Annotated in this window: 14 protein-coding genes; all 14 read right to left on the bottom strand. The window is 73.0% G+C overall.

Annotated features, from left to right (window positions below):
• Position 1 precedes the first annotated feature (1 nt).
• Positions 2 to 649, bottom strand: coding sequence for a PIG-L deacetylase family protein (locus tag AB0I16_RS02610; protein ID WP_363247454.1), 648 nt, complete (start codon positions 647 to 649; stop codon positions 2 to 4).
• Entirely contained in the window at positions 646 to 1440 is a 795-nt protein-coding gene (locus AB0I16_RS02615; RefSeq protein WP_363247455.1) for a glucose-1-phosphate cytidylyltransferase, read from the bottom strand. Before AB0I16_RS02615 ends, AB0I16_RS02610 begins: the two co-directional genes overlap by 4 nt.
• Complete coding sequence (locus tag AB0I16_RS02620) at positions 1437 to 2690, bottom strand: class I SAM-dependent methyltransferase (protein WP_363247456.1); 1254 nt, start codon at positions 2688 to 2690, stop codon at positions 1437 to 1439. The genes AB0I16_RS02615 and AB0I16_RS02620 overlap by 4 nt, the downstream gene beginning before the upstream one ends.
• A complete protein-coding gene (locus tag AB0I16_RS02625) occupies positions 2687 to 3931 on the bottom strand; it encodes a glycosyltransferase (protein ID WP_363247457.1) in 1245 nt (414 codons plus the stop codon). The genes AB0I16_RS02620 and AB0I16_RS02625 overlap by 4 nt, the downstream gene beginning before the upstream one ends.
• A 2-nt stretch (positions 3932 to 3933) precedes the next feature.
• Positions 3934 to 5175 (bottom strand): O-antigen ligase domain-containing protein, encoded by a 1242-nt coding sequence (locus AB0I16_RS02630; RefSeq protein ID WP_363247458.1) that lies wholly within the window; start codon positions 5173 to 5175, stop codon positions 3934 to 3936.
• Entirely contained in the window at positions 5168 to 6718 is a 1551-nt protein-coding gene (locus AB0I16_RS02635) for a right-handed parallel beta-helix repeat-containing protein (protein ID WP_363247459.1), read from the bottom strand. The genes AB0I16_RS02630 and AB0I16_RS02635 overlap by 8 nt, the downstream gene beginning before the upstream one ends.
• A 13-nt stretch (positions 6719 to 6731) precedes the next feature.
• Positions 6732 to 8690, bottom strand: a complete 1959-nt coding sequence (locus AB0I16_RS02640) for an alginate lyase family protein (protein ID WP_363247460.1) — start codon at positions 8688 to 8690, stop codon at positions 6732 to 6734.
• Positions 8687 to 10879, bottom strand: a complete 2193-nt coding sequence (locus AB0I16_RS02645) for a bi-domain-containing oxidoreductase (RefSeq protein ID WP_363247461.1) — start codon at positions 10877 to 10879, stop codon at positions 8687 to 8689. The genes AB0I16_RS02640 and AB0I16_RS02645 overlap by 4 nt, the downstream gene beginning before the upstream one ends.
• 25 nt (positions 10880 to 10904) lie before the next feature.
• Positions 10905 to 12833, bottom strand: a complete 1929-nt coding sequence (gene asnB / locus AB0I16_RS02650; RefSeq protein ID WP_363247462.1) for an asparagine synthase (glutamine-hydrolyzing) — start codon at positions 12831 to 12833, stop codon at positions 10905 to 10907.
• A 2-nt stretch (positions 12834 to 12835) separates the two neighbouring features.
• Complete coding sequence (locus tag AB0I16_RS02655; protein WP_363247463.1) at positions 12836 to 14398, bottom strand: Wzz/FepE/Etk N-terminal domain-containing protein; 1563 nt, start codon at positions 14396 to 14398, stop codon at positions 12836 to 12838.
• Positions 14395 to 15792 carry a Wzz/FepE/Etk N-terminal domain-containing protein gene (locus tag AB0I16_RS02660; RefSeq protein WP_363247464.1) on the bottom strand — a complete coding sequence of 466 codons (1398 nt, stop codon included), beginning with the start codon at positions 15790 to 15792 and terminating at the stop codon, positions 14395 to 14397. Before AB0I16_RS02660 ends, AB0I16_RS02655 begins: the two co-directional genes overlap by 4 nt.
• Complete coding sequence (locus tag AB0I16_RS02665) at positions 15789 to 17051, bottom strand: glycosyltransferase family 4 protein (protein ID WP_363247465.1); 1263 nt, start codon at positions 17049 to 17051, stop codon at positions 15789 to 15791. Before AB0I16_RS02665 ends, AB0I16_RS02660 begins: the two co-directional genes overlap by 4 nt.
• Before the next feature lies 1 nt (position 17052).
• Positions 17053 to 18369, bottom strand: coding sequence for a nucleotide sugar dehydrogenase (locus AB0I16_RS02670; RefSeq protein ID WP_363247466.1), 1317 nt, complete (start codon positions 18367 to 18369; stop codon positions 17053 to 17055).
• Positions 18370 to 18439: 70 nt separating this feature from the next.
• Positions 18440 to 19921: a sugar transferase gene (locus tag AB0I16_RS02675; protein WP_363247467.1), complete on the bottom strand. Its 1482-nt coding sequence runs from the start codon at positions 19919 to 19921 to the stop codon at positions 18440 to 18442.
• Positions 19922 to 20520: the final 599 nt, after the last annotated feature.

Below are 20520 nucleotides of genomic sequence, written 5' to 3' on the forward strand. Positions count from 1 at the left end.
TTCATTCCCCCAGGTCGAGAGTGAGTTTGGTGACGGCGAACGCCTCGGCGTAACGCGCGTGGCATTCGATGCCGCGGATGCGGGCGAGGCCGAGGAAGGCCTCACGGTCGTACCAGGGCCGGTGCCGCTGCGAGGGGTAGTGCTCCTGGAGGAGCCGCACCTTCTCCTCGGCGGTCCGCGGCGACAGCGGCTGGTACGCGGCCATGCGGCCGAGGTCGCCGTCCCACTTGACGATCTCGTAGCCGAGTACGAGGTGGTCGCGGAACGCGGTGGTCATGAGCTTCGCCAGGCCGCGGTGGTCCTGGTGCGCGTCGTCGGTGCGCGGGGCGAGCACGAGGTCGGGATCGCTCCGCGCGCGCAGCTCCTCGACCGCGGCCTTGGCCTCCTCCCACTGCGCGGGCAGCCGGCCGTCCGTCAGCTTCAGCACGGTGAGCCGCAGGTCGGCGCCGGGGCAGAAGGCGGCGAGCGCGGCCTGCTCCTCCTGCTCCCGCTCGCTGCCGCCGCCGGTGAGCACCAGCGCGTCGACGCGCAGGCCCGGCCGTGCCGCGCACAGGGCGAGCAGGGTGCCGCCCGCGCCGATGGCGATGTCGTCGCAGTGCGCGCCCACCGCGACGATCCGCTCCAGGGGCCGGGTCCCGAGCCGGATCACGCGCCCACCCCGGCGGCGTCCCGCTCCCACACGGCCCAGGGGCGGTCGCCCCGCGAGTAGGCATCGTCGAGCGCCGCCCGCTCCTTCACGGTGTCGGTCGGCTTCCAGAAGCCGCGGTGCTGATGGGCCACCAGGCGCCCGCTCTTGGCCAGTTGGGCGCAGCCGTCGGCGACCAGGTCCCCGTTCTCCGGGATGTGGTCGAAGACCTCCTGGCGGAGCACGAAGTAGCCGCCGTTCTCCCACAGCGGCAGCTCGCTCACCGCGGTGATGCCGCCCACCAGGCCGTCGTCGCCGAGCTCCACGCAGTGGAACGACGACTGCGGCGGCACGACCATCATCGACGCCCCGGCGTCGCGCCGGGAGAACTTGTCGATCATCTCCGGCAGCGGGGCGTCGGTGAGCACGTCGGCGTAGTTGGCGAGGAACATCTCGTCGCCGTCCAGGTGGTGGCGCACCCGGCGCAGCCGCTCGCCGATCGGCGACTCGATGCCGGTCTGCGCGAAGGTGATGGTCCAGTCGGCTATGTCGGTGGAGAGGAGTTCGGTCTTCCCGCCGCGCAGCACGAAGTCGTTGGAGGTCGTCTCCTCGTAGGTGAGGAAGAACTCCTTGATGTGGTGGGCGCCGTAGCCGAGGCAGAGGATGAACTCCTTGTGCCCGAAGTGCGCGTAGTAGCGCATGACGTGCCAGATCAGCGGGCGCGGGCCGACCATCGCCATGGGCTTGGGCACGTCGTCGGAGGCCCCGTTGCGCATCCGCATCCCGTAGCCGCCGCAGAACAGAACGACCTTCATGCTGTGACCTCTTCCGAAGACGCGCCCTCGACGACGTCGAGTTCCGGGATGGGAAAGACGAGGCGGCCGCCCCACTCGTGCACGTACGCGAGCTGCTCGGCCAGTTCGGCCCGCAGGTTCCACGGCAGGACCAGGACGTAGTCCGGCTTGTCCGCGGCTATCCGCTCGGGCGGCAGGATCGGGATACGGGTGCCCGGGGTGAACCTGCCGTGCTTGTAGGGGTTGCGGTCGACCGTGTACGCGAGCAGGTCGGGCCGGATGCCGCAGTGGTTGAGCAGGGTGTTGCCCTTGCCGGGGGCGCCGTAGCCGACGACCGTCTCGCCGCGCTCGGCGGCCTGGACGAGGAACGTCAACAGGTCCCTGCGCACCTTGGCCACCCGCGCGGAGAACTCGGTGTAGCCGGACAGCTCCTGGAGCCCGGCGGCCTTCTCCCGGTCGAGTACGTCGGCCACCTGCCGGGACGGTTCGCCCGCCACCTCGGCCGGCCGCGCCCACAGCCGGATGGAGCCGCCGTGCGTGGGCAGCAGCTCCACGTCCACGAGGGCGAGTCCGCCGCTGGCGAGCGCCCGGATCGCGGACGCGACCGTGTAGTACTGGAAGTGCTCGTGGTAGATCGTGTCGTACTGGTTCCGCTCGATCAGGGTCAGCAGGTGCTGCACCTCGATGGAGACCCAGCCGTCGTCGGCGACCAGGGCGCGCAGCCCCCGGGTGAACCCGACCACGTCGGGGATGTGCGCGTACACGTTGTTCGCCACGACCAGGTCCGCGGGGCCGTGCTCGGCGCGGACGGCCGAGCCGGTCCCCGGGCTCAGGAACTCCGTGAGCGTGGGCACCCCGGCGTCCCGCGCCGCGGCGCCGACGTTCACCGACGGCTCGATGCCGAGGCAGCGGATGCCCCGGTCCACCACGTGCCTGAGCAGGTACCCGTCGTTGCTCGCGACCTCGGCCACGAAGGAGTCGGGGCCGAGCCCCACCCGCCGCACGGCGTCGTCGACGAACGCGCGCGCGTGCTCCACCCAGGAGGTCGAGAACGAGGAGAAGTACGCGTACTCCTCGAACGTCTCCTCCGGCGTGATCAGCGGCGGGATCTGCGCCAGCCAGCAGTCGGTGCAGACCCGCAGGTGCAGCGGGTACGTGGGCTCCGGCTCGTCCAGCTGGTCCGCGGCGAGAAAGCTCTCGCACGGGGGCGTCGCCCCGAGGTCCACGACGCTCGCCGTCGCGTGCGAGCCGCAGAGTCGGCATTCAGTCATCTACTGTCCCCATCCCCCCTGCTCGCGCGCGTGTCGCCGCCGCGAGCCAGTGCTGACCGACCCGCGATCGCGGTGCGGTATCCCTCCACCAGGCGTTCGAGACCGACGGCCGGGCTGAAGCCCTGCTCGTAACGGTGCCGGGCCGCCTGGCCCATCTCCTGGTTGCGGACCGGGTCGCCCGTGATCGCGCGTATCCGGGACACCAGCGAGGCACGGTCGCCCGGCCGGTGCAGCAGCCCGCTCACGCCGTCCTCGACGAGCTCGACGAAGGCGCCGTGACCGGCGGCGACGGACGGCACCCCGGCCGCCATCGCCTCCGCCACCACCAGGCCGAACGTCTCCATCGCCACCGACGGGGCCACCATGGCGACCGACCGCGCGACGGCCCGCCGGCACTGGTCCGGGTCGTACAGGCCGAGGTGGCGCACGTCGTCCCGGCCCGCGGCCCAGGCGGTCACCTCCCGCTCCAGCGGCCCCGCGCCGACGATCGCGAGCGGTACGCCCACGCCCCCCTCCGCGGCGATCTCGTCCCACGCGGCCATGAGCAGCCGCACGCCCTTCGCCTCCGCGAGCCTGCCGAGGAACAGCAGGTGCTCACCGGGGCCCGTGCGGCGGGCGCCCGGGTCGGGCACGAAGTTGTGCTTCACCATCAGCCGCTCGGCCGGCATGCCCGACCTGACCAGGACGTCGCGCTGGGCCGCCGAGATGCAGAAGAACCGCTCCACGCCGGACCACCAGCGCCGCCGGTTGACCGACAGGCTGACCGCGAGCGGCACCGTCGCGAGCCGGGAGTTGCGGTAGCAGCCGTGCCGCACGGCGGGCAGCGACGCCTTCGACCCGACGCACTCGGTGCAGCGGCTCCCGTCCCGGTGCAGGGTGCCCGGCGGGCACACCTGGGTGTAGTTGTGCAGCGTGGCGACCACGGGCACACCGGCGTCGGCGCAGGCCGCGAGGACCGCGGGCGACAGGAGCGGGAAGACGTTGTGGACGTGCACCACGTCGGGCCGCTCGGCGCGGAGCCGGGCGGTGAGTTCCTTGCGGACCGCCGGGTTCCAGGGCACGAGGAGCGGCACCGCGGCCTTGGAGAGCAGGGACCGCGCGGCGATGTCGTCGCTGCGCCGCTCGAACACCTCGGCCCGGTGGCCTGCCGCGCGCAGCAGGGCCACCTCTTCGTCGACGACCCGGTTCTCCCCGCTCGGCTGTGCCGAGGAGTAGCGGTTGTGCACCACGAGGACGTGCATGGTCAGTTCACCTTCCGGTCCCGGGCCCAGCTCGGGACACGTCGTCGAGGGGCCGGCGGGGCCGGCGCGGCCGTGGTCCCGGCGGGTGCCGCGAGCAGCGTGGCGGCCAGGGCCAGGTGCAGCAGGTACGGCGACGCGTCGCCGAGCCCGGCCTCGGTGTACGAGGAGATCCCGCAGTAGCTGATCAGGAAGATCGCGCAGGCCCGCCGCAGCGACGGCGGACGCAGCAGCGCGACGCCCGCCAGCACGACGACGAACGCCGCCACGATGGCGGTGCCGACCAGACCCTGCTCCTGGTAGACGGCCAGCCAGCTGTTGTCGATCGGCAGCCCGCCGAACGACTTGTCGCCGAGCCCCATCCCGAACAGCTTCTCCGCCGTCGTCCTCGGCTCCGCGAGCAGGGCGTCCCAGACCTTGGCGCGTCCCGTGAGGTTGGAGAGGTTCTCCTGGCTCTGCCCGCGCAGGTACCACGCCTGCAGCGCGGAGCTGAACGCCGCCGCGGCCACCACGGCGCACAGCACCGTCCAGGTGAAGAACCGGCGGGCCGCGGCGCTGGTCAGGACGAGCGAGCCGATCGCCAGGGTCAGCCCGATGAGCAGCCCGAGCGTGGCCGTACGGGTGTGGGTCAGCGCGAGCAGGACGGCCGAGGGCACGATGATGGCCGCCGCGCTCGCCTTGTCGGTGCGGCGGCCGAGCACGAGCAGCACGGTGAGCCCGATGATGACGGCGGCGTACTGGCCGATCTGCGGCGGCGTGAGCGGCCACAGCGCGCCGACGAGGCGCCCTCCGTAGTACTCGGGCATGGCGGTGCCCGGCGAGATCACCAGGCCGACGGCCACCGAGCCGAGCACCGCGAAGTACATCCGGATGTGGTGCCTGACGAACGTCAGGCTCCCGTCCCACCAGCGGCTGAGCAGCCACAGCGTGGCGACGAACAGGGCGAGGCGCGCGCAGCGGAACAGCGCGCCGAACCCGACCTCCAGGTTCGCGCTGGAGATCACGCTCGGCACCAGCAGCAGGGTCAGCAGGAACACGAAGGCGCTGGGCCGGACGCGCAGCCGGAGGTTGAGCGCGAGCGCCAGGGCGAACGCGGCGACGAGCGCGCCCATGGTGACCATCTGGATCAGGGAGCGGGGGATGGTGACGATGGTCTTCGCCCCGGCGGAGCCGAGGGTGTTGAGGCCGAGCAGCGCCCAGGCGGCCCCGACGGCCCTGGGCGTGCGGCGCACCGGGGCCTCACCCATCCCGACCACCGGCCCGGGGGTCGAAGGTGCTGCCCTTGTCCTGCCGGTACGGCGCGTCCTGCCACTGCCCGGAGTCGAGCTTCCGGCTGGTGTCGACGGCGACGAAGCTCCACGGCCCGCGGTAGACGTTGTCGTACCAGCGGTTGCGCTGCTTGTGGGTGATCGCCTCGGCCACCCGCTTGCCCTTGTACGGCGACCACTTCGGGTAGGTGCCGTAGTTGGCGAGCACCGCCATGCGGCCGCACTCCACCGAGCACTTGATGACGGAGGTGTCCAGGGTGAAGCGGTTGTCGTGGATGTCCACCCGCTGCGTCTTCCACCGGCAGTCGGAGTAGAGGGGCGCCTCGGTGATCCCCGGCCGTGCGCAGCGGTCGGTGTCCTTCACCAGCAGGGTGCAGTAGCCGGTGGAGGTGTTGGCCGGGCTGTTGCAGAACCGGTCGGCGTTCTCCCACAGGGTGATCCCGGACCAGTTGTCCTCCAGCAGGTTCCGGTAGATCTCGATCTTGTCCGTGCGGGCCCGGACCCGTGGCTCGCCGCCCGCCTCGGAGATGTAGACCGTCGCGTACGGGAAGTCGTCGCCGCGCTCGGCGTACTTGCGCCCCTCGACCCAGTTGTTCCGCCGGATCGTGTTGTTCCGGATGACCGCGTTGTAGCTGGTCTCGTACATCAGCGCGGCGCCGTCGTTGCTTTCGAGGACGTTGTCCTCGATGCGGAAGTCGTTGTTGTTGTTGTCCGCCCACAGTCCGGCCCCGCGGTTGTCGTGCACCCAGTTGCCGCGGACCTCGGCACCGTCGACGGCCCAGAACTTCACGCCCCCCGTGCAGCCGCAGCCCTGCTGCCGCCGCTCCCAGTCGTCGGTGTTGTTGCCCACGATCTCGTTGTCCTCGACGACCAGGCCCTTGATGGAGTCACCGGTCTTGTACGCGTTCATCCCGTACTGGCCGTTCTCGCGCAGGCAGCTCGCGCGCACCTCCTGGCGGGCCCCGGCCATCAGCCCGGCACCGGAGTTGTTCTGGATCGTGGCGTGCTCGATCACCCACCTGTCGGCCATGTCGTGGTTGACCACTCCCTCGTTCTGCGGCGCGACGAAGCGCTGCACGGTCAGATGGCGGATGGTGACGCCGGGGGCGGTGCCGCTGAACGCGTACTGGTTCTTCTTCCGGCCGTCGAGCACCGCGCCCGGAGCGCCGATGTAGCGGTTGCCCTTCTTGGTCATGACCTGGGCGTAGCGTTCCGGCGCGAGCCTGTGCTTGCCGGGCCGGAGCCAGAACGTGGTGTTCGGGGGATGGCTCCTGGTCTTCTCGGCCAGGTCGCCGACGACCGCGGGGTCGACCGTCACCGCGCCCTTCGGCGCCTTCGCGGGGCCGGCCGGCGGCTTCGCGCACACCCGGGCCACCGCCGTGGAGCGCGCTCCGGACGCGGCGGGCCCGCCGGTCGGCTCCGCCGCCGGGCCGTCCGACGCGCCCGTGCAGCCGCTCGCCACCAGCAGGACGAGCGCCAGCGGTGCCGCCGGCGCGGTCAGGCGCCGCCACGTGATCCCCACGCCTCCCCCTCTCCTAGCCGCGGAACCCGAGTACGGTGGTGAACCCCGTCACGCCGTCGGCGAAGCCCGTGCCGACCAGCGTCGTGGCGGGTTCCTTGCGCCCGAAGCCGGGGGAGTACCAGCCCAGCGGCGGATCGGTCTCACCGCGGTGCGCCCGCCAGGTCAGCTCCCCGGGCAGTTCGAGCACCGCCGAGCGGTCCTCGCCGTCCCGGGTCCAGCTCAGCACCGCCCGGCTGCCCACCAGGTCCGCGGTGACCGCGGGGCCGAGGTGGAACGCCAGGCGCGCGGGCCTGCGCGGACCACGGACCTCGTCGACCACGCGCAACTCCCGGCTCACCGCGTCCAGTTCCACCCGGCGGCGGTGCACGGCGCCCTGGTAGCCGTCGTGTTCGGCGCACCAGCGGGACACCTTCGGGTCGGAGGTGTCCGCGACCAGGACACGGCTGCGGGCGTGCCGGGTCCACAGGAAGGGGCCGCCGGACACGGACTGGTCGGTGCCGTCCAGTTGCAGGGTGTTGTGGCCGAGGGTCGAGCGGAAGTACTGCCGCCACTGGGGCTGCCCGTGGTAGCAGAACGTCCCCGGGTCGGCGAGCACGTCGACCCCGTCGTGCCGGACCTCCACGGACAGCGCGTCGGCGTGCGCGTGCGCGGCGATGGAGAGGAACCCGTGCGGGCCCCCGTCGCAGCGGCACCAGATCTCCCCGGGAGCGCGCAGGACGGACATGCCCGCGTCGGGGAAGTGCACCGGCCTGCGCGCCGGGCGCGCCACGGCCCGCGTGCTCCCCTTCTCCGGGTACGGCCGGACGAGCGCGGCCAGGAGCGGGGTGCGCACATCGGTGCCGGGCACCGCGGGCCACCAGTCGAGCCGCCCGAACACGGCGTCCCCGGTGGCGAGCAGCGAGCCCCACCGGTCGGTGCCCGCGCCGTCCACGACCAGCCCGTGCCCGTCGTCGGCGTCCCCCTGGCGCGGCGGCCGCAACCGGTTGTCCACGACGGCCGCGAGCGCGTCCGTCATGCGGAGCAGCACGAGCCGCACGGCCCCGGGGACCGGCACCCCGGCGGCGTCCGCCTCGGCGACCGCGGCCAGGCCCAGCTCCAGGACGAGCCCGTGGTACTCGGTGGCCAGCTCGCGGTTGAGGCCGGAGCCGAAGGTGTTGCTCCGCAACTGCCGTTCGAGGGACCGCAGCGCGTCGTCACGCCAGCGCTCCGAGGCGGGGAACCACCCGAACGCGCAGGCCGCGGCGGCCTGCCCGGCGGCCTCCGCGACGACGTGGTTGTTCGCCGAGGAACCCCGGCTCGGGAAGGCCGCGAGCCAGCGCTGGTGGTGCCAGATCTGCCGGTGAGCCACCGGGTTGTCCTCGAAGAGACCGGCCGCGCCGGACCAGCCGTCGAGCAGCCGGCGGACCCACACCCAGGAGATCAGCCGTATCCCCAGCTCGATGCCGCTGATCCAGTGCACGCCCCGCAGCGGCGGGTTGGCCGCCCACCACGACCGCAGATGCACGGCCACCCGCTCGGCGTACCGCTCGTGCCCGGTCACCGCGTAGGCGGCGGCGAGCACGGTGAGGTACTGGTGCCGGGACGGCTCCCAGATCTGCTTGATGTCGCCGACCGCCTCCTCGTTCCGGTACGGCACGTCGAAGGCGTAACCCCAGGGGGCCCTGCGCCCGGTCTTCGGGTCGTACCACCAGTCCGGGTCGGCCAGGTCGTCGCGGCGGACCCCGAAGAACTCGGCGTGCCCGGCCATCAGCCGGTCCGCCTCGGCCACCAGGCGCTTCACCGCGTCCGGCGGCACCGAGGCGAGCGCCCCTCCGGGCAGGACCGCGGTGAACCGGGCGCCGGTCACCCGCGGGCAGACCGGCCGCGCCGACCGCCAGCGGCGCCTGCGCACCGTGTCGCCCACCCGGCCGCCGACCTCCCGCGGCCCCATCCGGGCGAGCCGCCGCAGGTACCAGCCCGCGCTCATGCTCATCGCGGCCCCGCCAAGGTCACCGGCGCCCCGCCGGCCAGGGCGGTCCGCACGGCGAGGGTGGCCGCCGTGGTCGCGACGAGGGACTCCAGCGGCACCGGCATCGGCCCGCCGGTCCGCACGGCCTTGACGAACGACGCCAGTTCGGCGGACTGCCCCTTGTCCCGGGCCTTCGGCAGCCGTGAGCTGACCCACCGCCTGCGCCCGCCGTCGTACACCGAGGCGCGGACGAAGTCGTCGAGCCGCAGGGCGTGGCCGTCCGCGACCATGTCCAGCGTCTCCTTGGGGAACCCGGCGGGGCCGGTGGTGACGTAGCTGAGGGCGGCCGTGGACCCGTCCGGGTAGCGCAGCAGGATCTGCAGGTCCTCGTTGCCGGGCGTGGCGGTCGCGTACACCGACACCGGGTCGGCGGCGAGCAGCCAGCTCACCGTGTCGATGAAGTGCCCGCCCTCACCGGCGAACCGCGAGCCCTCGGTGCCCTGCCTGAGGTACCAGCTGCCGTGTGCCAGCCGTCCCGCGTTGACCAGGTAGCGGACGCTCGCTGGACCGGTCCGGGCGCCGAACCGCGTCCTCGCCTCCCGAAGCAGCGGCGCGAACCTGCGGTTGAAGCCCACCTGCAACCGGTCGTTGCCGGACTCCTCGACCGCCGCGAGCACACCGGACAGCTCGTCCTCGGTGAGCGCCAGCGGCTTCTCCACGAACACGGCCTTGCCGGCGAGCAGCGCCTTGCGGGTCAGCTCGGCGTGCGAGCTGTGCCGGGTGACCACGAACACCGCGTCGACGGACTTGTCGCCGAGCACGGCGTCGAGATCGGTGGTCGCCCGGGCGAAGCCGAACTTCCGCCGGGCGTTGGCGGCGGACAGCGCCGTCGTGGTGACGACCGTGGACAGCTCGACGCCGTCGCGCTCCGCCAGGTGCGGCAGCAGCATCGACGTCGCGTAGTTCCCCGCGCCGACGAACGCGACCCGGACCGGCCCCCTCGCGGCCCGCGCCGGGGCGGCGGTCCCGCCCTCGCGGCGCACCGCGGGCACGGCCACCGCCGGGGCCTGCGCCCGCTCCTCCGCCGCGTGCTCGGGGTAGCGGAACAGCACGGCCACGGCCTTCAGCTCGCCGTCCTGAAGGCGCCGGTAGGTGTCGACGGCGTCGTCGAAGCCGGCGATGTGCGAGATCAGGGGCTCCACGTCGACGCTGCCGCGGGCGACGAGGTCGAGGAAGCACGCCAGATTGCGGCGCTCGGTCCAGCGCACGTACCCGATCGGGTAGTCCCGCCCCTGAAGCTCGTACTCCGGGTCGTAGCGCCCGGGGCCGTAACTGCGGGAGAACCGTACGTCCAGCTCCTTCTCGTAGTACGCGTTCCAGGGCAGGTCCAGGCTGCACTTGCCGATGTCGACGACCCGGCCGCGGTCCCTGCTCAGCCGGGCGGCCAGCTCGACGGGCTGGTTGCTGCCGCCGCCGGCGGCCAGGTACACCTGGTCGACGCCGTGGCCGCCGGTGAGTTCGGCGACGGCGCTCTCCACGGCCGCGGACCCGGGGTCGCCGCAGGCCGCGGCGCCGAGCCGCCCGGCAAGATCGCAGCGCGCAGGGTCGGGGTCGGCGCCGACGACGCGGACGCCCGCGGCCGCGAGGAGCTGCACCACCAGCTGCCCGATGAGCCCGAGTCCGATGACCAGCGCCACGTCGCCGAGCTGCGGCTCACCGCGGCGGACGCCCTGCATCGCGATCGACCCGACGGTGCCGAAGGCCGCGTGCCGGGGCGCGAGGCCGTCGGGCACCGGGGCGTACAGGTTCTTCGGCACCCAGTTCAGCTCGGCGTGCAGCGCGTGCTCGTTGCCGGCGCACGCCACGAGGTCGCCGACCGCCACGTCGTCGATGCCGGGGCCCACCTCCTCGACCACCCCGCAGAGCGAGTAGCCGAGCGGCGTGTAGGAGTCGAGCTTGCCCATCACCTTGCGGTAGGTGGCGGGCACCCCGTTGGTGGCCACGCTCTGCATGACCTTGGCGACCTGGTCGGGCCGGGAGCGGGCCTTGCCCACCATCGACATGCCGGCCTCGGACACCTTCATGAGCTCGGTCCCGGTGGAGATCAGCGAGTAGGCGCTGCGGACCAGCACACCGCCCTGCTTGCACCCCGGCACGGGCACGTCGAGCAGCGCGAGTTCGCCGCTCTTGTAGTTCTGCACAACCTGTTTCACCCGAGCTCCTCTTGTTTCTACGCTGTCAGGCCGCTTCGCCCCGGCCGGAGCCGGAGGTCGCGCCGCGGTACCAGTACTCAAGGGTCAGCACGTGCCAGAGGTGCTTGGAGAAGTCCCGCTGCCCGGCGGCGTCCTCGGCGACGAGCCGGGCCAGCGCCTCGCGGCGCAGCAGCCCGGAGCGCACCAGCTCGCCGTCGTTCACCACCTCGCGCACCAGCGGCGCGAGGTCCCGGCTCATCCAGGCCCGCAGCGGGGCGCTGAACAGGCCCTTGGGCCGGTACACGATCTCCCGCGGCAGGACCGAACCGGCCGCCTCCTTCAGGACGGCCTTGCCCTGCCGTCCGACGATCTTCCGGTCGCCGGGCACGGTGAACGCCGCCTTGACCACCTCGACGTCCACGTACGGCACCCGTACCTCGGTCGACGCGGCCATGCTGGAGCGGTCGGTGTAGGCGAGGTTGAGGCCCGGCAGGAACATCCGGGAGTCGCCCAGGCACATGCGGTTCACGAAGTCGTCGAGGTCGTTGTCCCGGTAGGTGTCCGCGTGCTCGGTCAGCACGTCGTCGACCGTCCCCGCCAGGTCGGGGTCGACCAGGTCCAGCAGCTCCCCCCGGTCGTACATGGTGTAGCTGCGCCGGAAGGCGGTCTCCTCCGGCAGGTCGGCGAAGGAGAGGAACCGCTTGGCGAAGCGCACCGACCGGTAGCCCCGGCGGGACGAGGCGACCGGCAGCCGGTCCACGGCCCGTGACAGGCCGTGCCGCAGGGGCCGCGGGACGCGCTGGTAGCGCAGCGCCAGCAGGTTGGCCAGGTGCTTGCGGTACCCGGCGAACAGCTCGTCGGCCCCCATCCCCGAGAGCATCACCTTGACCCCGGCCTCCCGGGCGGCCGAGCAGATCAGGAACGTGTTGATCGCGGCGGGGTCGCCGATCGGCTCGTCCAGGTGGTACGTCATCTTGGGCAGCAGGTCGAGCACGTTCGGCGCGATCTCGATCTCGTGCAGGTCGACGCCGAACCGCTCGGCCACCTGCCGGGCGTAGCGCAGGTCGTCCGGCATCGCCTCGAACCAGGCGTCCTCGGCACGGAACCCGATCGTGTACGCGGAGATCCCCGGCCGGTGGCGGGCCGCGAGCGCGGTCAGGTAGCTGGAGTCGAGACCGCCGGAGAGGAAGGTCGCCACGGGCACGTCGGAGAGCAGGTGCCGCCGGTTCGACTCCTCCACGACGGCCGCCAGGTCCGGCAGTTCACCGGCGCGGGCCCGCTCCCGGCCCTCGGCGGCGACGTCCCTGAGGTTCCAGTACCGGCCGCGCTCCACCCGGCCGTCCGGCCGGCACCGCAGCCAGCTCCCCGGCGGCAGCTTCTCCGCCTCGCGGAACGCGCAGCGCGAGTCCGGCACCCAGTAGTACAGCAGCGAGGCCACCATCGCCCCCTCGTCCACCGCGAGGGAACCCCCGTTCACGGCGGCGAGCGCCTTGAGCTCGGAGGCGAACATCAGGCCCGCGCCGCGCCGGAGCAGGAACAGCGGCTTGATGCCGAGCTGGTCGCGGGCGAGCACGAGGTCACCGGTCCGCTCGTCGAAGACGGCGAAGGCGAACATGCCGCGCAGCCGGGGCAGGCAGTCCGTGCCCCAGCGCCGCCACGCCTCAAGGACCACCTCGGTGTCGGAGGTGCCGCGGAAGCGCACCCCGCCCGCCGCCAGTTCGGCGCGCAGGTCGGGCGCGTTGTACAGCTCGCCGTTGTACGTGAGGGCGAGGCCGCCGGAGACCATCGGCTGGGCGCCGGTCTCCGACAGGTCGATGATGGCGAGGCGCCGGTGCCCGAGGTGCACCTCGCCGTCACCGGTGGAGTGGCTGTACCGCCCGGACCCGTCCGGGCCGCGGTGGGCCAGGACCTCGGTGAGCCGGTCGGTCACCGCCTTCCCGTCCGGCCATCGATACGTGCCCGCGATGCCACACATGTCTACCGCACCTCCTGGTCGCTGTCCGGGACCCGTGCGGCCGGCAGCAACGGCCGTTCCGTCCGGTGCCTGCCCTCTCCCACGGCCCCGACGGCGTGGGAGGTGCCTTCGTCGTTCTGCCGGGCCGGCCGTTCGTGGTGGCCGCGCAGCGCGGTGTGCAGCCCGTCCCACAGCGTGCCGTCGGTCCTGTCGCGCGGGTCGGGGTCGATCAGCACCACCCCGATCACCGGGACGCGCAGGTCGGCGAGTTGCCGTGCCACGGTGTGCAGCCACGCCGCGCTGCCGTGCCCGGCCCGTACGACGAGCACGGTCCGCGCACCGAGGTGGCGGAGATCGGTCCACGCCGTGCCGGGCGCGACCGAGCCCACGCCGATCCTGCGCACCTGACGCGCCAGGGCCGCGGCGCGCTCAACGCTGACCACGGACGGGTCCTCGGGCCGGCGCCGGCTGTCGGCGAGGCCCCCGCCCGGCAGGCCGTCGACGACGGCCACGGGGCCCTCCGCGGCCAGTGCCCCGGCGACGTCCAGGGCGAGCGCGCCCGTGTCGCGCGCGCAGCCCAGTTCGAGGAAGGACACCGGCTCCGCGGAGCCGCGCACGGCGCGGTACAGGGTGGTGGTGAGCCGTGCCCGTGCCGCCCGCGTCCGGCGGCCGCGCCACCGCCGGACCGACAGCCGGGGCGTGCGGCGCAGCTCCGCGACGACCGACGCGCCCAGGTTCGCCGCGATCTCCCGGCGCAGCACCGGGCGGTCCGCGACGACCGCGCCGACGGCGGCCAGCGCGAGCCCGGCGACGAGCCCGAGGACGAGCCCGATCGCCCCGTTGACCGCGGCGGTCCTCGGCAGTGAGTGCGGCACCACGCGCGGGGCGTCCACGATCTGGGTACCGGCGATGAGCTTGGGCGTGCCCGTACGCGCCTCGGCGGCCCGCTGGTCGAAGTCGGCGATCCGCGAGTTGAGCTCGGCACGGCGGGCGAACAGCGACTCGATGGCCGCCGACGCCTCCGGGTCGCTCTCCGGCGTGCGGTCGCCGATCGCCTCGTTGACCTCGGTGAGTTCGTCCCGCATCCGGTCACGCTGTTCGAGCAGCGCCTTGGCCTCGGCCTTCGCGGTCTCCCGCATCCGCCGCACGTGGTCGGCGACGAACGCGTCCGCCAGGGCCTCGGCGCGGGCCACCGCCTGCGCTTCGGTGTCACCCGTCACGTCGATCCGCAGCACGTTGTTGGTCAGCCCGGTGCCCCGGTAGTCCTGGATGAAGTCCTCCGGCTTCTCCGCGGAGTCCAGGGCGTCCAGGGCCTTGGCGGCGATGCGCGTGGTCCCCAGCAGCTCGATGTCGGTGCGGATCAGCGTGCCGGTGTCGTTGGGCTGGTCCTCCTGGTGGGTGACGAGGAGCTTCGTCATCGCGGTCGGCGGCGGCGGCAGCGCGACGGCCACCGCGGCGCCGAGCAGCATGCCGAGCAGCGCCAGGCAGCACCACAGGCGGCGGCGCCTGCGCACCGCCACCACCAGCGCCTGGAGGTTCAGCAGCGGAGCGGCTTCCGGCGACTCCGCGGTCGTACTCGTCGTCACCCCGAACCCCCCGTTCCGTGGCCGCGCGCCGCGAGCGCCGGAGCGGCGTTCTCCGGAGGGCGGGCGGCGTCCCGCGCGGGACGGACCCGGACCGCGTCGGCGATGACGACGCCGACGACCTCGTGCCTGCCGTCCGCGCACGCCTCGGCGATACCGGTCAGCTCGTCGGCGGTCCGGCTGCCCGCGCTGAGCACGACCAGGGCACCGGACTCGGTGCCGCGGTCCGGCACCACCGGCTGGGACACCGGAACCTCCACCACCCGCAGCACGGGACCCCCTCGGCCCGGGGTGCTCGCCGGCTGGTCGTTCTCGGCCTCGGTGACGAGCCGCCCGGCGGCCCTGCGGGCGATCTCGTCGTCCTCCGGTACGACGACCAGCAGCCGCCGGGAAGCGGGCAGCCGCTCCCGGAGGCGGGCGTGCACCCGCCGGTAGCGGATGCGCCTTCCGGCCTCGTCGCCGGACGCCCGCGGCGCGGGCATGTCCCACCGGGTGCCGAGCCCCAGGAACCGGCGGACGCGGGCGAGGACGCCGTTGCCCGCGGGGCGGTCCGTACGCGGTTCGGCGGGCACGTCGACGGTGCCGACGAGCGTCGAGCCGAGCGCCGCGGCGATCTCCGGTTCGCTGCGCAGCCTGCGGTTCATCCGCGCGGCGGTGAGGTGGCCGATGACGGCGAGCAGGAAGAACAGCAGCGCCCCGCCGGCGATGAGCTGCGTCCTCGTCGGCGGTGCCTCGCCGGTGGGCCGGGCCGCCGGGCCCATGACGACCATGCCGGCCTTGTCGGACGCCGGGTCGGCCTCCTCCAGCTTCTTCATGGCCTCCTCCAGCGAGGTACGGAGCTTCTCCAGCGAGGTGCGGGCCTGCACGCTCTCCACGGTCCGCCCCGGGTCCGCGGCGTCGGCCAGGTCGGTGATGCGGCGATCGGTCTCCCTGACCCGCTCCCGCAGCGTCTCGGGCCCCGTGGCGGCTTCGGGGTCGGTCTCGTCGCCGCCCGTGATCCGCGCGGCGAACGTGACGAACTCCCTGGCCATACGGTCGGAGAGGCGCTGTGCGCCCTCCGGGGTGCCGGCCGTGCCGGAGATCTTGATGATGTTGCCGTCGGCGGCCGCGGCGCTCACCCGGTCCCGCAGCCCGCCGCCGGCGTCCCGCTCGCCGAGCTTCGCGGCCGCGCGGTCGACCACCGCCGAACTGGTCGCGATGTCCACCTGGGTCAGCAGCTCGCGCTCCTCCCACTGCCCGGGCAGCAGGACGGACGCCGACGCCGTGTAGCGCGGCGGGAAGAGCACCGAGGCGCCGTAGCCGACGAGCGCGCCCAGCACGGCGACGGCGGCGAGCAGTCGCCACCGCCGGCGGAGGATTCGCCCGATCGTGACCAGGCGTATCGGGTCCTCGCTCAACGACGCGGCCTCTTCCTCGGGCGGAACGGGCCGCGCGCCGGGGCGCGACCGCGGCAGGCGGCGTCGTAGGCGGCGAGCAGCGACGCCTGCGAGTGCTGCCAGGAGAGCCGCCCGGTGATCCGCTCCTGGCCGATCTTGCCCATCCGGGCCCGCTGCTCCGGATCGTCCATGAGCCCGGCGATGAGCCCGGCGAACGCGGACTCGTCGTCGTCGGGCGCGTAGACGGCGGCGTCACCCGCGGAGACCCGCGCCTCCTTCAGGTCGAAGGAGACGATCGGCCGGCCCATCGCCATGTATTCCAGGACCTTGTTCATGGTCGACACGTCGTTGAGCGGATTGCGCGGGTCGGGGGAGAGGCACACGTCCGCGGTGGACAGGTGGCGCACCAGGTCGGCGTCCGGAACGCGCCCGGTGAACTCCACCTGCCCGTCGAGCCCGAGCCGCCGGGAGAGCTCCACCATCGCGTCGAAGGCGTCGCCGCCGCCGACGAACACCGCGTGCCAGTCGGTACGCCCGAACTCGTCGCGCAGCTTCGCCAGGGCCCGCAAGGCGTAGTCGACGCCGTCCTGGGGGCCCATGACGCCGAGGTAGCACAGCAGATGGGGCTTGCCCCTCTTCAGCCCGGGGTCGGGCGGCACCGGTCGGAACCGGTCGGTGGCGGGCGCGCTGCGCACCACGAACACGTCCTCCGGCCGCTTGCCGCCACGGCGCACCGCGACGTCCCGGTAGCTCTCGTTCGTGGCGAGGACGATGTCCGCGGCCCGGTAGGTCAGCCGTTCGAGGGCGCACACGCCGCGGTAGAGCAGGTCCTCGCCGCGGTCGAACCGGGAGAGGTACAGCTCCGGCACCAGGTCGTGCTGGTCGAAGACGAACCGCGCGCCGCGCCGCGTCAGCCACCGCGCCGGCAGGAACAGCAGGTCGGGCGGGTTGCAGGCGTGGACCACATGGACCGGGCCGACCTTGCGGGCCAGCCGGGCCGTGTGCCACAGCGCGGAGCCGTACTCCCGCAGGTAGCCGGCGGGGCCGCCGGTGGCCGCGCGCAACGGGTAGCGGTGTATTCGCACCCCGTCGATCACGGCCTCCGGCTCCGTGTCCCGCTTGGCGCCCCGCGGGCAGATGACGTGCACCTCCCAGCCCGCGTCGCGCAGGGTGGTGCACTCCTGCCACACCCGCCGGTCGAACGGCACCGACAGGTTCTCCACCAGGATCAGCGCGCGTCGGCCCCGCCGGGCGCCGCCGGTCCCGTCACTCGACGACATGTCACCAAGCAAGGCCCACGTACCCCGGTTCGGTCCGGCGCGCATCGGCGTCGGGAAGGTGGATGAGGTCGACGATGACCGGGCCCTCGCCATGGGGCAGCGCCGAAAGGACGGCCGGGTCCCTGGTCCCGACCAGGCACACCTCGGCGTGTTCCAGCACCTCCTCCACGGAGTCCGCGAGGAGGTGCGCGAGGTGCGGCAGCCGGGTCTCGATGTACTCCCGGTTGGCGCCGAGCAGCCGCGAGAGGCTGACGTTGGCATCGTAGATCCGCAGGTCGTAACCCTTGCCGTGGAGCCGCTCCGCCAGCTCGACGAGCGGGCTCTCGCGGAGGTCGTCGGTGCCGGGCTTGAACGAGAGGCCGAACAGGCCCGCCCGGCGCTTGCCGGTGCGCTCCACCAGCTCCACCGCGCGCTGCAGATGCGCGGAGTTGGAGGGCAGCACGTGCGAGAGGATCGGCACCGAGACGTCGGCCCGCTGCGCCGCGTGGACCAGGCTGCGCAGGTCCTTGGGCAGGCAGGAGCCGCCGAAGGCGAAGCCGGGACGCAGGTAGGCGGGGCTGATGTTGAGCTTGCGGTCGGCCAGGAACACGTCCATCACCTGGTGCGAGTCCACCCCGAGCGCCTGGCACACCGCGCCCAGCTCGTTCGCGAAGCCGATCTTGAGGCCGTGGAACGCGTTGTCCGCGTACTTGATCGCCTCGGCCGTCGGCACCGGCACCCGGAACACCTCGCCCGGCAGGTCGCCGTAGAGCGCGGCCACCACGTCGCCGCTGGCCGCGTCGAGTTCGCCGATGACGGTCTTGGGCGGGTCGAAGAAGTCCCGCACGCTCGTGCCCTCGCGCAGGAACTCCGGGTTGACCGCGACCCCGAAGTCCACCCCGGCCGTGCCGCCGACGGACTTCTCCAGGATCGGCACCAGCAGGTCCAGACAGGTGCCGGGGAGCATGGTGCTGCGGAACACGACGGTGTGCCGCCCGCCCCGCTCCGCGAGCGCGGCGCCGATCTCCTCGGTGACCCGCTCCAGATACGTGGTGCACAGGCTGCCGTTGGGCTCCGACGGCGTGCCCACGCAGACCAGCGACACCTCACTGTCCATGATCGCTTCGCGGACGTCGCCGGTGGCGCGCAACGCCCCGGTCCGCACGACGTCGGCGATCAGCTCACCGATCCGTTCCTCGACCACCGGGGCCTTGCCGTCGTTGACCAGGTCGACCTTCACCTGGTTCACGTCGACCCCGACGACCTCGTGCCCCATGCCGGCCAGGCACGCGGCCGACACGCAGCCCACGTAGCCGAGCCCGAAAACACTGACTCTCATGACCCGTCCCCCCAAGGCGGGCCCTGCGGGCCCGCGGTCCATGCGCCGGCCGGATGCCGGCCGCCGCACATCAGTAGGCCCCCTGCCCATGGATCACCGCACGCAGCGTCTTCCACAAGATCACTGTGTCCAGGGCGAGCGACCAGTCCTCCACGTACCGCAGGTCGAGCCGGACCGCCTCCTCCCACGGCAGGTCGCTGCGTCCGCTGATCTGCCACAGGCCGGTGAGGCCCGGCTTGACCAGGAGACGGCGCCGGATGTCCGGCCCGTACGCCGCCGACTCCTCCGGCAGCGGGGGCCGCGGGCCGACGAGTGACATCGACCCGGTGAGCACGTTGAACAGCTGCGGCAGCTCGTCGAGCGAGTAGCGGCGCAGCACCGCTCCCACCCGGGTCACCCGCGGGTCCCTGCGCAGCTTGAACAGCAGGCCCGCGCCCTCGTTGCGGTGGGCCAGTTCGGCCCGTGCCCCGTGGGCACCGGTGACCATGGTGCGGAACTTGTAGATGGTGAACTCGCGGCCGTCCTTGCCGACCCTGCGCTGGCGGTACAGCGCCCCGCCCCGGCTGTCCGCCAGCACGAGGAGCGCGACGAGCACCATCAGCGGTGCGAACAGGAGCAGCAGGACCGCCGCGCCGAGGCGGTCGACGACTCCCTTGACCGCGCGACGGCCGCCGGTGAAGGTCGGCATGCTGACCCGCAGCAGCGGAATCCCGAGCACCGCGTCGACGTGCAGCCGCGGTCCCGCGACCTCCATCAGGACGGGCGCCACGACCATCTCCGCGTCGCTGCCCTCCAGGTTCCAGGCGAGACGCTGCAACCGGTCCGGTGACCAGTGCGGGTCAGGGGTGATCGCGACGACGCGGTAGCCGTCGCGGCGGACGTGGTTGGCGACGTCCGACAGGCGGCCGACGACCGGCACCCCGTCCAGCTGGTCGCCCTCGGTGCCGAGACCGTCCGTGGTGCACACCGCGTCCACGCGCCAGCCGAGGTGCGGGAACTTGCGGGCCCTGGTGATCAGGTCCTGCACGGTGGCCAGGCTCCCCGCGGCGAGCACCGGTCTCAGGCACTGCCCCTCCTTGCGCTGCTTGTGCAGCCAGAGGCGGAGCAGATACCGCGCCGTCATGGTGACGAGCGCGATCGCGGGCACCGCGACGAAGATCCAGAGCTTGATGTTGCGCGAGGTGAGGGCGATCCCGCCGAGCGCCAGCACGACGACCGCCGTGAACAGTGAGCGCCCGAGCCGCCGGAACTCCTCGGCGCCCTGGCCGAGTACGGCCGGGGCCCACGCACGGCTCACCGCGAGCGCCCCCAGGACGAGCACCTCGGTCCCGAAGGCGAGGATGCCCCACTTCTCGTGCCAGTTGGCCGCGTCCCTCGCACCGAAGAAGATGCCGATCGACGCCACCACGAAGGCGGTGGTCACGGCATCGCTGGTGATCACGGTACGGCGGTACCGCTGCTCCCAGTCGATCGCGGGCCGGCTGCTGATGGTCCCGTCCGCCAGACGCCCGCGCGCCGACGATAACGGGCTGACTAATCCCCCCTGCCGCACAGAACCCCCCAGGTTCCCAGTGATTCGACGGGTACGCCTAACACTGCCCCTCCCCCCGGGAGGCCCCCGCCCCCCGTGTGCTGTTCCTCCCCCCGGGAAGGCTCCGCCTCCCGTGCCGCACCGTTCACTCGCGCGGCAGGCCCCCGCCTTCCGCGCATGACGTTCTGGTCGTGTGAGCGCTATGTGGACAACTCGCCCCGGCGGCAGCGGAATCGCATGCCCTGCCAGGCCCGCGAGGTACGCGGAGACCCGTCGGAACCCTGGGCGCCCCCGCACCCAAGACCCCCCTCGGGCTCCAAAACCGATCACCCCCACGTCTGGCGCGGGGACATGACTGCTGGCTGTCCGCAGCGCCGGACCTATAGATCAATGTTGGTCGCCTCGTGCTCGAACAGCTGAAGCACGGTCAATCTAGACCATCGGCGCCGGTATGGAGAGGGGATGTGTTGAATTTGTGCTCAACCTTTGGGGCCGGGTGGAAAGACCGGTGACCGTTGCCGTGCCAGGCACCGCCACGGGGGCCGCGCCCCCACCCAAAGACGAGGTGCGCCCCCGTGAACGGGGACGCACCTCGGTCTACGCGTCGAGGGGGCCGTATG

The sequence above is a fragment of the Streptomyces sp. NPDC050703 genome, from assembly GCF_040654435.1.
GTDB lineage: Bacteria > Actinomycetota > Actinomycetes > Streptomycetales > Streptomycetaceae > Streptomyces.